Source organism: Stenotrophomonas sp. TWI587 (assembly GCF_039674145.1).
GTDB classification, from domain to species: Bacteria; Pseudomonadota; Gammaproteobacteria; order Xanthomonadales; family Xanthomonadaceae; genus Stenotrophomonas; species Stenotrophomonas maltophilia_AY.
This window is the reverse complement of record NZ_JBDJMW010000008.1, coordinates 131656-144844: the sequence shown is the minus strand read 5'-3', so window position 1 is coordinate 144844 and position 13189 is coordinate 131656. Positions and strand designations below refer to the sequence as shown.

The 13189-nt window shown below is 61.0% G+C and carries 12 protein-coding genes; 5 read left to right on the top strand and 7 right to left on the bottom strand.

The genetic code is table 11. The annotated features are described in order from the left end of the window. Positions 1-10 precede the first annotated feature (10 nt). From pilB to ABE464_RS14420, 3 genes are all read right to left on the bottom strand, one after another. The gene (gene pilB, locus ABE464_RS14430) at positions 11-1735 is read right to left on the bottom strand and encodes a type IV-A pilus assembly ATPase PilB (RefSeq protein WP_346472559.1); all 1725 of its coding nucleotides are present in this window, start codon (positions 1733-1735) and stop codon (positions 11-13) included. Continuing rightward, positions 1732-3768: a sulfatase-like hydrolase/transferase gene (locus ABE464_RS14425; protein ID WP_346472525.1), complete on the bottom strand. Its 2037-nt coding sequence runs from the start codon at positions 3766-3768 to the stop codon at positions 1732-1734. The genes pilB and ABE464_RS14425 overlap by 4 nt, the downstream gene beginning before the upstream one ends. A gap of 179 nt (positions 3769-3947) precedes the next feature. Beyond that, positions 3948-4376, bottom strand: a complete 429-nt coding sequence (locus tag ABE464_RS14420) for a pilin (RefSeq protein WP_346472524.1) — start codon at positions 4374-4376, stop codon at positions 3948-3950. Positions 4377-4737: 361 nt separating this feature from the next. Between ABE464_RS14420 and ABE464_RS14415 the strand changes: the two genes are divergently transcribed. Genes ABE464_RS14415 through coaE form a run of 3 tightly spaced genes read left to right on the top strand, consistent with a single transcriptional unit; the run spans position 4738 to position 7490 of the window. Next, complete coding sequence (locus ABE464_RS14415; protein ID WP_346472523.1) at positions 4738-5997, top strand: type II secretion system F family protein; 1260 nt, start codon at positions 4738-4740, stop codon at positions 5995-5997. Between the two features lie 7 nt (positions 5998-6004). Next, a complete protein-coding gene (locus ABE464_RS14410) occupies positions 6005-6868 on the top strand; it encodes an A24 family peptidase (RefSeq protein ID WP_346472522.1) in 864 nt (287 codons plus the stop codon). Positions 6869-6878: 10 nt separating this feature from the next. Continuing rightward, positions 6879-7490, top strand: a complete 612-nt coding sequence (coaE, locus tag ABE464_RS14405) for a dephospho-CoA kinase (protein ID WP_346472521.1) — start codon at positions 6879-6881, stop codon at positions 7488-7490. A 36-nt stretch (positions 7491-7526) separates the two neighbouring features. Here coaE and ABE464_RS14400 read toward each other — a convergent pair whose 3' ends face one another. The 4 genes from ABE464_RS14400 to rimK all read right to left on the bottom strand — a co-directional run bounded on the left by ABE464_RS14400 (position 7527) and on the right by rimK (position 11295). Continuing rightward, on the bottom strand, positions 7527-8891 hold the full coding sequence (locus ABE464_RS14400) for a HAMP domain-containing sensor histidine kinase (RefSeq protein ID WP_123730355.1): 1365 nt from the start codon (positions 8889-8891) through the stop codon (positions 7527-7529). Continuing rightward, positions 8854-9531, bottom strand: a complete 678-nt coding sequence (locus ABE464_RS14395; protein ID WP_019183933.1) for a response regulator transcription factor — start codon at positions 9529-9531, stop codon at positions 8854-8856. The genes ABE464_RS14400 and ABE464_RS14395 overlap by 38 nt, the downstream gene beginning before the upstream one ends. Before the next feature lie 135 nt (positions 9532-9666). Continuing rightward, positions 9667-10158: a hypothetical protein gene (locus ABE464_RS14390; RefSeq protein WP_259259358.1), complete on the bottom strand. Its 492-nt coding sequence runs from the start codon at positions 10156-10158 to the stop codon at positions 9667-9669. Positions 10159-10401: 243 nt separating this feature from the next. Next, positions 10402-11295: a 30S ribosomal protein S6--L-glutamate ligase gene (rimK, locus tag ABE464_RS14385; RefSeq protein WP_259259357.1), complete on the bottom strand. Its 894-nt coding sequence runs from the start codon at positions 11293-11295 to the stop codon at positions 10402-10404. Between the two features lie 88 nt (positions 11296-11383). Here rimK and ABE464_RS14380 point away from each other — a divergent pair, with 88 nt between their 5' ends. Together ABE464_RS14380 and ABE464_RS14375 are read left to right on the top strand one after the other, a co-directional pair. Beyond that, positions 11384-11863 carry a hypothetical protein gene (locus ABE464_RS14380; protein ID WP_346472520.1) on the top strand — a complete coding sequence of 160 codons (480 nt, stop codon included), beginning with the start codon at positions 11384-11386 and terminating at the stop codon, positions 11861-11863. 163 nt (positions 11864-12026) lie between these two features. Further along, complete coding sequence (locus tag ABE464_RS14375) at positions 12027-13184, top strand: FtsX-like permease family protein (RefSeq protein WP_346472519.1); 1158 nt, start codon at positions 12027-12029, stop codon at positions 13182-13184. Positions 13185-13189: the final 5 nt, after the last annotated feature.

The following is a 13189-nucleotide window of genomic DNA, read 5'->3' as shown; positions in this document are numbered from 1 at the left end:
AGGCAACACCTCAATCCTTCGTAACCCGATTAATCTCCGCCAATCCGGTCACACCAGCCGCCGCCTTGATCAATGCCGACTGGCGCAGGTCGTTGACGCCTGCCTGCTGCGCGGCCTCGGCAATCTGCAGCGCATTGCCACCGGCCAGCACGATCGTCGAAATCTCATCGGTCATCGGCATCACCTGGTACAGACCGGTACGCCCCTTGTAACCCTCGGTGCACTCATCGCAGCCGACCGGCTCGAACAACTTGATGCCCGCATCCAGCTGCGCCTGGGTAAAGCCCTCGGCCAGCAACGCATTGGTCGGCAGCTCCACCGGACGCTTGCAGTTGTTGCACAGCCGACGCGCCAGGCGCTGGGCGATCACCAACGTTACCGAGCTGGTGATGTTGTACGGCGCGATGCCCATGTTCATCAGGCGCGCGATGGTCTGCGGCGCATCGTTGGTGTGCAGCGTGGAGAGCACCATGTGGCCCGTCTGCGCCGCTTTGATCGCGATCTCAGCCGTTTCCAGGTCGCGGATTTCGCCGACCATGATGATGTCCGGATCCTGGCGCAGGAACGAGCGCAGCGCCGCAGCGAAGGTCATGCCGCGCTTGACGTTCTGCTGCACCTGGTTGACCCCGGGCAGACGGATTTCCACCGGGTCTTCAGCGGTGGAGATGTTGCGCGTCTCATCGTTGAGTATGCCCAGCGCGGTATACAGCGAGACCGTCTTACCCGAGCCGGTCGGGCCGGTGACCAGCACCATGCCGTAGGGCTTGTGGATCGCATCCAGGAACAACTTCTGCTGAGCCGGCTCGTAGCCGAGTTTGTCGATGCCCAGCTTGGCTGCGCTGCCATCGAGGATACGCAGCACCACCTTCTCGCCAAACAGCGTGGGCAGGGTGCTGACGCGGAAATCGATCTGCTTGGTCTTGGACAGGTTGAGCTTGATGCGCCCATCCTGCGGCACGCGCTTCTCGGCGATGTCCAGCTGCGCCATCACCTTCAGGCGCGCGGCGATGCGCTGATTGAGCTTGACCGGGGCCTTGGCCACGTTCTTGAGCAGACCATCGATGCGCAGGCGCACCCGATAGTCGTCTTCATAGGGTTCGAAGTGGATGTCCGAGGCGCCTTTGCGGATGGCGTCTACGAGGACTTTGTTGACGAACTTTACGACAGGGGTGTCGTCGCCTTTGGCGTCGACGCCGGAATCGCTGACTCCGCCTTCTTCATCAGCTGCCGAAACATCAAGGTCACCCATGTCGTCATCTTCGCCACCGAGCGCCGACCCCAAGGTGTCCTGCTTGGACTGCCACTGCTCCAGCGTGCGGCGGATCTGGTCCTCGTCGACCAAGATGGGCTCCACTACCAAATTTGTGTGGAATTTGATCTCGTCCAGTGAATGAGTAGGGTCGCTTGTACCTACGAATAGTCTGCCGCCACGCTTGAAGAGCGGCAGCACGTGGTGCTTACGCAGCAGTTCTTCGCTGACGAGACCCATTGCATTCTGATTGTTATCGAAGACAGACACGTCCAGCAGCGGCATACCGAACTCCAGTGCATTAGCGGCAGCTAGCTGAGCACTGGTAACCAGTTTTTTTTGCGCAAACCACTGCGGCAACGGCAACCGCGCTGCGGTTGCTTGCATCATTGCCTCGCGCGCTGCCCCCTCTTCAATCGCGCCATCCTGTACCAGGCGCCTAGCGATGCCGGTAATACCAACTAAATTCAAAACCTGGGTATTCATTGTCGTACCTGATGGGTTTCCGGGGCTACTGATCGGCCTGCTTCCTGCCTCCGACACCAATGCTGCCTAAATGTACCATCCGCGCCGTAGTATTCGCAGACAGCCTCTTGCAGAGCGGCGATCCCTGGAGCACTTGACGGGTACTCAGTGCAGCTCAAGACCTTGGACTCGTAGTCGATCGCCTTCCAGCAGCCCGTGCCACCTGAGCCTCCTTCTAGGACAGGGTCGGTCATGACGCCTAGGCGACCAACGGAAGCCCCGCGCTGCTTCTGCGAGATTTTCAGCGGAAGCAGCTCGGGCTTGACCTCGAACCTAAGATCAGAAGTAACGCCATAAAGATAGGACATCTCCATTGCGACTGCCCTTTCATCAATATCCGCCCTTTCGACCCCCGCAGAACGAAGTCCATTCTCAAAGAATCTCACTCTTTGCGAAGAGATGTCTAAGCCGCTACCCAAAGCCTCCGACCATGAAACACCTTCATAACCACCAACAGGAAGCCCAATCTCCTCACTGATAGTGGGAGCAACATCAATAATGGATGCAGCGCCACGCATCGTCCTCGGAAGAAAATCAGGCTCACCGTTTCGATAGCGTTGAATGGCCATTACAATGCTATTTTGCGCACTAGAGAGTGCAAAGCTCCCATGCCCATGAAAGCCAAGCAAACTACTGCGCCCCGCCCCATCGCGATGAACAACAGCATCACGCCGCATAGCGAAATCCTCACCATGATCCGACATAATCAGGACGATTGCATTTTGAAGACGCCCCTGGCTCCTTAGCTCATCAATCAAAGATCCAACCTGACGATCTACATGCTGCAGCGCGCGCAGGTATTGAGAAGGCGCGTCTTCATAGCCAGGAACAGTCGTTATGGCAGAGAAATCGCTCATCTCGAAGAGCCCAGAAGGCATGTAGGGCCAATGCGGGAGGCAGAAGTGACTTACCAGGAAAAGAGGCTTGTCTGCCGGCGCATTTCGAATGGATCGAACCAAACGTTGCGTGTGATCAGCAGCCCTATAGCTTCGATAAGCAGCGCGATTACCCTGTATTGGGCTCAGCCACTCGGTAGACGGCATCACCAAAGTCAGCAGATTCGTGCCTACTGTGTCCAAAGTCCCACCGACAACAAAGTCCAGTGCACCCGGTGTCGGCGTTACCACTTCATCAAAACCGAAGGACGAATCAAAATTCGCGAAACGTGATTCGTCCATCGCCAGCATTGTGCTGTATCCACTACCCTTAAGCGTCCAGGCCAACGTATCCGCGCGATCAAAAACGGCACGAGGGTACAAGTTGAATCTTGCGCCATGCTTTATCGGGTTCTTTCCAGTAAAAAGACTCATGTAAGAAACAAAAGTCCTTGCCAAGGGAGTCTTGGCATCGGAGACGATTACGAAATCGCTCATCATCCGATCTAAATTTGGCGTAACACCCTGAACCCTCACCCCATACGCCGGAAGAAAATCCGGCCGCAGTGAGTCAACCCCAATAATTATTACGCTTGGCGCCTGTCCTTCAGGGAAAGACGCATCATTTCCAGCGAAGATGTCGAAAGAACCCCACACAGCAAACATGAGAAGCGCCGAAATAGCCGCGAATCCCGCAATCTTACGAAATCGCCTGATAATGGCGTATAGGGCACACACTGTCGCCACAAGCACACAACCCAGTAGCGCAAAGATAAGCACTGGCGATAGCGATTGCACCATCAACACTTCTGATTCCCGAAATGCAGTAGATAAAGGGAAAAAGTATTGGTTTACAAAGAAAGCCAGGAGAACCACGCCAAACACAAAGCACAAGCAGCCCCAAAGGGACTCCTTGTACTTTGGCCAAAGAATGTAGGCCGATTGCCGAAAGATGAAAACGGCACCGACCGTCAGCGCCAGATGCGTTACAACTCCCAGTGCTAGATACCCAAGAACCGCCGGTAACGCGCCGCGACCGGATAGTAGTTCTTGAGCCAACTGTTGCTGCATTACATCTGCCTTGGCATTTGCGCCCCCCTGGCCGAAAGCATGCAACATCTCTGACAACTGGAAACAGAAAATTGCGACTCCGACGAAAAAAGCAACTAGAAACTGCCGCCATCTCATCCACATACACGTCCCTCCATGGAAAAAGGGCCCTGCAAAGCAGGACCCTTTGATATTCCAGCACCTGTCAACTCACGTCGGCAGATACCTTAGCCCTCGATGAGGACTGATTAGCTACGGCATTCCGCCGGGTAATACTTCTGCTCGCTGGCGCTACCGACACACTTCCAGGTGGTACCGACGGCACCGGACTGAGCGGTAGGCGTATAGGTCAGAACGGTACCCTTGCCCTTGTCCGTGGTCATGGTCACAGCAATCGCGCCAGTGGCGGCGGTGCAGGTCATCGATTCCACGTTCGGATTGTTGGCAGGAATGGCCGTGTCAACTCCAACGCAGGCATCATCCGGCACGGTCCCACCATTGTTAGCGATGTTCTCAGCAACGGTGACCTTCGCCCCAGCTGCAATGACCGAGGCCTCAGACACCCGAGCGCGAACGGTGTAGTCCTGATATGCCGGCAGCGCGATGGCGGCCAGGATGGCGATGATCGCCACAACAATCATCAATTCGATCAGGGTAAAGCCCTGCTGCTTCTTCATGAGTACATCCCCTAGAGGTAGAAATATAGAAAGGGCACTGGGCCATTGCCTGACCGGCGAACCGGGTGAGCGAGGCGGGCGCCCCGTGCGGGTGGATCGAAGCAGGTTGCGTGCCAACAGTGCCAGCAATGCTCCCCAGCATTCCCCGGCGCAATGATGGCACCAATCTTCAGGATTGGAACCCCCCTCACAACAATTTGCGACGCATCCTGCAAAGTGACCTGCTGCGTCACCTTTTGCCCTCCCCCGTCCGAGAAGGGTGTCGCAGCAGGACGTCCAACAGGACTGCCAACGCACTCCGGAACCGGCTACCATGCGGCGAGATAGCCCGCCTGGGGATGGTGTGGCTGGGGAGCCCTGTATGTCTGTCAGCCGTAGCGCGATCAAGAAAGAGCCCGTGGCGCGTAGCACCATGGAAATGAAGCCGTTTGTGTGGGAGGGGACCGACAAGCGCGGCGTAAAGATGAAGGGTGAGCAACCCGCCAAGAATGCCAACCTGCTGCGTGCTGAGCTGCGGCGTCAGGGCATCATGCCCAGTGTGGTAAAGCCGAAGCCGAAACCGCTTTTTGGGGCTGCCGGCAAGGCTGTTGGCGCCAGGGACATCTCCTTCTTCAGTCGCCAGATGGCGACGATGATGAAGTCTGGCGTACCCATCGTTAGCGCTCTGGAAATCATCGGCAGCGGGCACAAGAACCCGCGGATGAAGAAGCTGGTCGATACCGTCCGCACCGACATTGAGGGGGGCTCTTCGCTTCATGAAGCGATCAGCCGGCACCCCGTTCAATTCGACGAGCTTTACCGCAACCTTGTAAGAGCTGGCGAAGGCGCCGGCGTGCTGGAAACCGTGTTGGACACGGTGGCCACCTACAAGGAGAACATTGAAGCACTGAAGGGGAAGATCAAGAAGGCCCTCTTCTATCCAGCAATGGTTGTTGCTGTTGCCATTATTGTTAGCGCCATCCTCCTGATGTTCGTTGTTCCTCAATTCGAAGAGGTCTTCAACGGATTTGGTGCCGAGCTTCCCGCGTTCACTCAGATCATCGTCGCAGCATCCAGGTTTATGCTGTCGTACTGGTGGCTGATGGGCGCGATCGTGCTCGGCTCGATTGTCGGCTTTCTGTACGCCTACAAACGATCCCCGAAGATGCAGCACACCATGGATCGCCTGATCCTGAAGGTGCCGGTCATCGGCCAGATCATGCACAACAGCTCCATCGCCCGCTTCGCCCGTACGACTGCGGTGACCTTCAAGGCAGGCGTCCCGCTGGTGGAAGCTTTGGGTATCGTCGCCGGCGCCACCGGCAACAAGGTCTACGAAGAAGCGGTGCTGCGCATGCGCGACGACGTGTCCGTCGGCTACCCGGTCAACATGGCCATGAAGCAGGTCAACATCTTCCCGCACATGGTCGTGCAGATGACGGCCATCGGCGAAGAGGCCGGCGCGCTGGACACCATGCTGTTCAAGGTGGCCGAGTACTATGAGCAGGAGGTCAACAATGCCGTGGACGCCCTGAGCAGCCTGCTGGAACCGATGATCATGGTGTTCATTGGTACCATCGTCGGCGGCATGGTGATCGGCATGTACCTGCCCATCTTCAAACTCGGCGCGGTAGTTGGATAACTAATCAATGGCATTTCTCGACCAGCATCCCATCCTCGGCTACCCCGCCGCGGCCGGACTGGGACTGCTGATCGGCAGTTTCCTCAACGTGGTGATCCTGCGCCTGCCCAAGCGGCTGGAGTGGGAGTGGAAGCGCGATGCGCGCGAGGTGCTGGAAGAGCCGGACATCTACGAGCCGCCACCGCCGGGGATCGTGGTGGAGCCGTCGCACTGCCCGCACTGCAAGCACAAGCTGTCCTGGTTCGAGAACATCCCGCTGTTCAGCTGGCTGGCGCTGCGCGGCAAGTGCCGCCATTGCCATGCCCCGATCTCGATCCAGTACCCGCTGGTGGAGCTGCTGACCGCCGTGCTGGTGCTCGCCAGCGTCTGGCAGTTCGGGTTCGGCTGGCAGGGCTTTGGCGCGATCGTGCTGAGCTGCTTCCTGGTGGCGCTGTCCGGGATTGACCTGCGAACCCAGTTGTTACCGGATCAATTGACCCTGCCGTTGATGTGGCTGGGCCTGATCGCGGCCAGCGACAACCTGTACATGCCGGCCAAACCGGCCTTGCTGGGTGCGCTGGCCGGCTATCTGTCCTTGTGGTCGGTGTGGTGGCTGTTCAAGCAGATCACCGGCAAGGAAGGCATGGGCCACGGCGATTTCAAGCTGTTGGCCGCCCTGGGTGCCTGGTGTGGGCTCAAGGGCATCCTGCCGATCATCCTGCTGTCGTCCATCGTGGGCGCCATCATCGGCTCGATCTGGCTGTACTCGCGCGGCCGCGACCGGGCCACGCCGATCCCGTTCGGGCCGTACCTGGCCATCGCCGGCTGGATCGTGTTCATGTGGGGCGAGCCGTTGATCAACGGCTACCTGAGCTACGCCGGCCTGCGTTGAGGCCGGTGCGATGAGCCGTTTCGTCATCGGGCTGACCGGCGGCATTGCCGCCGGCAAGAGCGAGGTCAGCCGTCGCTTCGAAGCGCTGGGCATCACCGTGGCCGACGCCGATCTGGCTGCCCGCGCGGTGGTCGCGCCTGGCAGCGAGGGGCTGGCGCGGATTGCCGCGCATTTCGGAACGAACATCCTGCTGGCCGATGGCCAGCTTGACCGTGCCGCACTGCGCGCGCGCATCTTCGATTCGGCGCAGGAGCGCCAGGCGGTGGAGGCGATCACCCATCCGGCGATCCGCCAGTTGCTGCGCCAGACCTGCGAGCAGGCCGAAGGGCCGTACGCGATCGCCGCGATCCCCCTGCTGACCGAGGCCGGTGGCCGCCAGCAGTACCCGTGGCTGGACCGCATTCTGGTGGTGGACGTGCCGGTGGCCGTGCAGCACGCACGGCTGATGCAGCGCGATGGCATCGATACCGCCCTGGCCGACCGCATGATCGCCGCCCAGGCCAGCCGCGAAGCGCGCCTGGCATTGGCCGATGATGTGGTGGTCAATGACGGGCACCCGGATCATCTGCAGGCGCATGTGGAGCGGCTGGATCGGGCGTATCGGGAGTTGGCGGCGCGGTAGAGCTCGGGGAGCCGACCAACGGTCGGCTCTACCGTTTTACGCTGGTGAGAAGGTCAGCGTGGCGATGACGCCGCGCTCTGCGCCCGGGCGCACGTTGACCTGCCAGCCATACAGATCGCACAGGCGGCTGACGATGGACAGGCCGATGCCCCCGCCCTGCGAATGGCCCGCGTGCGTGCCGCGATAGCCGCGCTGGAACAGCTTGGCCGCATCCTCTTCGCTCAGGCCCGGGCCGCTGTCGATCACTTCGACCGCGTTGTTGCCCACGCGCACGCGAACCGCGCCTTCCTTGGAGTACTTCACGGCATTGCCGATCAGGTTGCCCAAGGCGACCGACAAGGCCGATTCCGGCGCGTCGATCACCAGGTCGTGATTGCCTTCCAGGATCAGCTCCAACGGCTTGCCGCCCAGCTGGGCGCGATGCGAATCCAGCAGTTGTTCCGAGACCCGGGCGACATTGCTGCTGCCCTGCCCGCGCTCGTTGCGCGAGAGCAGCAGCAACGCGCCGATCAGGTCGGTGCATTGCTGCTCGGCACGCTGGATGCGCTGCAGGCGCTGCAGCACCTTGGGATCGAGATCCGGGCGGGTCAGCAGCAGCTCGGTGGCGCCGCGGATCACCGCCAATGGCGTGCGCAGCTCGTGGCTGACGTCCGCGTTGAATTCGCGGTCGCGCTGCACCACCTCGGTGAGCCGCGCGGAATAGTCGTCCAGCGCCTGGGCCAGCTGGCCCACTTCATCGTCCGGGAAGCGCGGAGCCAGCGGCTCCGGCTCGCTGGTGCCACCGCGATACGCGCGCAGGCGGGCAGCCAGATCGGATACCGGCTTCATGACCTTGGAAGCCGACCACCAGCCCAAGACCAAGGACAGGACGCTGAACACCAGAACCGAGAAGAACAGCGCACGGTTGAGCTGGCTCTCCCCGCGGATGCTCTCGGTCATGTCGTAGGCGAGGAAGAACCACACGTCTGGCGTTTTGCGCACCGCGAGCTTGTAGGAAAACGGCTTGCCGCCCTCATCCACACCGCTCACGCCGTGGATGCCATCGTTGAGGTTGTACCAGTCCGGCTGTTCCTGGCGCAGGGCTTCAAACTTGTCCGGCCGGACCAGCCGGGCGTACATCTGCTGCACTGGAAGGTCGGGGCTGCGCGACGGGTCCGCCGCGAAGCGCTTGGCGTACTCGTTGATGTTGCGATTCATCACATCTTCGACCAGCTGGTTTTCCACGCGGGCGCGGGTCCAGTTGGTGGCGAACGCAAACAACGTGGTCAGGCAGAAGCCCAACAGCACGAATGAGACGATGATGCGGCTGCGCAGCCGGCGCCGATATGGCGCGCGGCGGCGCTCCCCCTTCCCCGTCACCGGATCAGGCTTCCGGCGCGGCGATGCGGTATCCGATGCCATGACGGGTCTGGATCATCGGGACCTCGAAAGGCTTGTCGACCACGGCGCGCAGGCCATGGATATGCACGCGCAGGGAATCCGAATCCGGCAGTTCTTCACCCCAGACGCGGGTTTCCAGCTCTTGGCGGGTGACGACGGCCGGCGAGGCCTCCATCAGCGCCTGCAGGATCTTCAACGCGGTCGGGTTGAGCTGCAGCAGCTTGCCCTGGCGGCGCACTTCCAGCGTGTCCAGGTTGTATTCCAGATCGCCGGTTTCCAGCACGCGGGTCTGCACGCCCTTGCCGCGACGCGAAAGCGCGTTCAAGCGCACTTCCACTTCCTGCAGCGCGAACGGCTTGATCAGGTAGTCATCGGCACCGGAATCAAACCCGGCCAGCTTGTTGTCCAGCGAATCGCGGGCGGTCAGCATCAGCACGGGGGTCTGCTTGCGCGCTTCGTTGCGGAGCTTGCGGCAGACCTCGATCCCGTCCATGCCGGGCAGGTTGAGGTCCAGCACGATCGCGTCGAACTCATGGACGACCGCCAGATGCAGGCCGGTGACGCCGTCGGCGGCGAAGTCGACGGTGTGACCGCGGTCTTCGAGGTAATCGCCCAGGTTGGCGGCAATGTCGCTGTTGTCTTCGATGACGAGAATTCGCACTGGGACCTCTGTTTCAGGGTGTTCGACGGAAAAGACTGACCTGCACCGCTGCGCGTCGGAGCGCACGGCGCGGGTTCAGGCTGAAGATACAGGCTTCATTGTTAACATTAGACACCGTCGAATGCTGAGGGCGCGTCAAAGCGTCATTTCCTTGGGTGCCAAGCGGCGCGGATCGTCCATCAGGCTCTTGGCCCGTTCCATCGCTTCCCGGCGCTGGGCCACGGTCATGCAGACGCTCTTGTTCATGTTGCTGCCAGTGGCGCGCTCGCGGCGGCAGACCATGCGGCTGTCGGCCTTTGCGCGGGTCATGATGGTATTGACCACTTCCTGATCGTTGAAGATCTCGGTGCGCTGCTGCTCCGGCAGCTGGTTCATACGTTCACGGTCGCCCATCCGGTTGCGGATACGGCTCACGGCCGCCTGCACCCGGCTTTTGTCTTCCATGCTGATCTCACTGTAAGCCTCGCTTCCCAGCGCGCGTTCGACATTGGCCAGTTGCTCGGCCACGGGCGCATCGGCGGTGATGGCCACCGCAGCATCCCGGCCCTTGCCGTCGGCGCTGGCCTGCGCGGCCAAAGGGAGGCTTGCAAGCACTGCAATAGCGAGCAATCGATACATCCGCGACATCCTTATCCACATGTATGAGCGCCAACTTTACGAGCTTGGCAGCGACGCCCACAAGTTACTGATGGCAGGGTGGAATCGACCGACGCCACCCGGAAAAAGGCCCGGACAGCTGGCGCTGACCGGGCCTGAAGGTGTTTCCCGATTACCGTTCCTGCTGAGGAGGGCAGAGCTGCGGTTCGACAGAGCCTACGCCGGGATCGATTAAACCGATGTTAAGACCTCACCCTGCCTTGCAAAGGCCTCTCAACCCTTTGTAATGGATGGCTTTTTTAGAGAAACCACGTGGTCGATGATGCGCCCGGCAAGATCGGCCTGGCAGATCGCCTCAATGCCCTCCAGCCCGGGGGTGGAGTTGACCTCCAGCACCAACGGGCCACGGCTGGAGCGGATCAGATCGACCCCGGCCACGCCCAGGCCAAGCGCCTTGGCCGAGCGCACGGCCACCTGCTGCTCCGCCCGGCTGGCCTTGGCCGCGCGGGCACTGCCGCCGGCATGCAGATTCGAGCGGAAGTCGCCCTCCGGGGCTTGGCGCTGCATCGCCCCGACTACCTGATCGCCCACCACCAGGCAGCGCAGGTCCGCGCCTTGAGCCTCACCGATGAACTCCTGCATCAGGAAGTTGGCGTACAGCCCGCGCAGGGCCTCCACGATGCCCCGCGAAGCGCTGGCCTTCTCCGTGAGGATGACCCCCCTGCCCTGCGTGCCTTCGTTGAGCTTCACCACGTGCGGCGGCGGGCCGAGCATCGAGAGCAGATCGACGGTGTCGTCCGGGTTGTCACCGAACACCGTGACCGGCATGTCGATGCCCTTGGAGGCCAGGATCTGGTGCGCCCGCAGCTTGTCCCGGGCGCGCAGGATCGCATCGGAGGGATTGGGCGTGCGCGCGCCCATCATCTCGAACTGGCGCAGCACGGCCGTCCCGTAGCGGGTGACCGAGGCACCGATGCGCGGGATCACCGCATCTACCCCGGTGATCGGTCGCCCCTTGTAATGCATGGTGAAGCCATCCGCCGCAATTCGCATGTAGCAGCGCAGCGGATCAAGGATGCGCACGGTATGGCCCCGCGTACGCGCGGCCTCCACCAGGCGACGCGTGGAGTACAGCTTGCTGTTGCGGGACAGGATGGCGAGTTTCATCGCAGCGCAGGGGGCGGGAGAGCGCGAAGCATAGCGCGTGGCCGGTAGGGCCGGATGACGGTGATCAGGTCGCCGCCGGAGGCAGCCCATGAGCCGATCTCACGCGCGAGGTGATCCGGCTATCCACGACATCCGGTCGCGCTCACCGTCTCAGCATTGTTCCGCGGTGCCTGCACGGCATGAGAGCAAAGATGCTTGGGGAACGGATGGTCCAAAAAAATCGAAAACGCTCGATTTATATCGCTACTGGGACAGGCTGAGAACCTATCGAATTCTGCGCCTCACTGTAGGAGAACCCTTGTTTTGCAAAAGCGGACTTTCGTCCTTGTTGCCCGATTTTTTTGCGAATAACTTGCGATCGCCGGTCAATCAGACAGGCAACGCAGATACACGCATGGACAACGCAAAGGAGACAAGCATGACGGACAAAATCCGGGCCTCTCTACTCAGCCTGGCGGTGGCAGGCACGGCCATCTTTGGATCAACCGCGTCGTTCGCCGCACAAGCGAACGACGTTGTCATCATCATTATCTGTGATGACACAGGCTGCGTGATCATTGAGCGGTAACAGGTAACGGCCGGGGCATCTGCGAATCGATGCCCCTGTTTTCCGGAAAGTACTTCCGACCCGAAACAAGACCAAGGCGTTGTCCTCGGAGAATGCAGCCAACGAATCGCACTCTTTACTACCCAACAATCACTGGATCTCCGAGACAGGGAAGCGCCCCGCCATGTTGTCCACCTTTCACCCGATGGCAAGCATCGCTTGGATGCGCGTCGCCGAACAGCCCCAACGCCTGCTGTATCTTGCAGCGACGCTTGCGGTCTGCACGCTCGCGTGGGTAGTCCTCTCCGCCTTTTCCTCCCCGTTTCTCGCATCGCGTGTCGGAATGGCAGTCAATGCTGAGCTGGCCGTCGCCAATGCACAGACTCAGAACGGCTCATTTCCACTTCGTCATGCCCTTCGTATGGAGGAGATGCCAGGGGTCTCCGCAGTGTCCTATTTCGGCCTCGCCAGCCTTCCCTGCGGTGATGGGCGCAGCAGCCTGAGTATCAACGCGTACGGCGGGTCCGGCGTGGACACCCTGCTGCGGGGACGGGGCGCCAGCCAGGGAACGCTGGATCGATGGAGATCCACGCGCACTGGACTGCTTGTCGGCGCCGACGCCGCAGCGCGATGCGATCTGACACCTGGAATGTCGCTGAGTCCCCGGGACCATCTATCCGGCGTAGAGATTCCTGTCACCATCGTCGCCATTCTGCCCGGCGGAGGCGGTGCTCTGGATGACCGTATCGCTTACGGTCACTACGACTATTTCAATCGCCTGATGCCAGACGGGCGAAGCGATCAGGTTCTGCGGGCCCGCGTGGTCGGTGAGAACGCCGCAACGTTGAGTGCGCTCGCGCGATCAATCGATCTTGCGTTTGCCAGCAGCGATCCCCCACTGCAGGCCAATCCCGCCAGCGGCACGGAATCCGCATTGGGCAGATTTGGGCAGGTACAGGCGCTGCTCGGACTCATCATGGTAGCCATGGCCACCTGTGCGCTGCTCGTCTGGGTAACCGTGCTGGCACACCTGGTCACCCAGCGACGCCCAAGCATGGCAGTCCTCCAGAGCATGGGATTCGGTCGCGCACTCCAGTTCGGGGCATTGATCATCGAGCTCGGCGCCGTGATCACGGTCGGCGCGTTGCTGGGTGTCCTGGGCGGACAAGGCGTCATAGCGCTGCTCACCCCTCGCGTGTCCTGGCTGCTTGGGACGTTGCGCGCACCAGATTGGGCCTTCGCGTCACTGCTGCCTGCACTCCTTCTACTTGCGGCCATCTCACTTGTCTGGCCTGCGCTTCAAGTCAGGCGCCTGAAACCCATCGACCACCTCCAGACCTGACGCTG

What these genes read in the sequence shown, in the direction of transcription:
- pilB (WP_346472559.1), bottom strand. Translation starts at nt 1,735, where the DNA reads ATGAATACCCAGGTTTTGAATTTAGTTGGTATTACCGGCATCGCTAGG.
- ABE464_RS14425 (WP_346472525.1), bottom strand. Translation starts at nt 3,768, where the DNA reads ATGTTGCATGCTTTCGGCCAGGGGGGCGCAAATGCCAAGGCAGATGTA.
- ABE464_RS14420 (WP_346472524.1), bottom strand. Translation starts at nt 4,376, where the DNA reads ATGAAGAAGCAGCAGGGCTTTACCCTGATCGAATTGATGATTGTTGTG.
- ABE464_RS14415 (WP_346472523.1), top strand. Translation starts at nt 4,738, where the DNA reads ATGTCTGTCAGCCGTAGCGCGATCAAGAAAGAGCCCGTGGCGCGTAGC.
- ABE464_RS14410 (WP_346472522.1), top strand. Translation starts at nt 6,005, where the DNA reads ATGGCATTTCTCGACCAGCATCCCATCCTCGGCTACCCCGCCGCGGCC.
- coaE (WP_346472521.1), top strand. Translation starts at nt 6,879, where the DNA reads ATGAGCCGTTTCGTCATCGGGCTGACCGGCGGCATTGCCGCCGGCAAG.
- ABE464_RS14400 (WP_123730355.1), bottom strand. Translation starts at nt 8,891, where the DNA reads ATGGCATCGGATACCGCATCGCCGCGCCGGAAGCCTGATCCGGTGACG.
- ABE464_RS14390 (WP_259259358.1), bottom strand. Translation starts at nt 10,158, where the DNA reads ATGTCGCGGATGTATCGATTGCTCGCTATTGCAGTGCTTGCAAGCCTC.
- rimK (WP_259259357.1), bottom strand. Translation starts at nt 11,295, where the DNA reads ATGAAACTCGCCATCCTGTCCCGCAACAGCAAGCTGTACTCCACGCGT.
- ABE464_RS14380 (WP_346472520.1), top strand. Translation starts at nt 11,384, where the DNA reads ATGAGCCGATCTCACGCGCGAGGTGATCCGGCTATCCACGACATCCGG.
- ABE464_RS14375 (WP_346472519.1), top strand. Translation starts at nt 12,027, where the DNA reads ATGTTGTCCACCTTTCACCCGATGGCAAGCATCGCTTGGATGCGCGTC.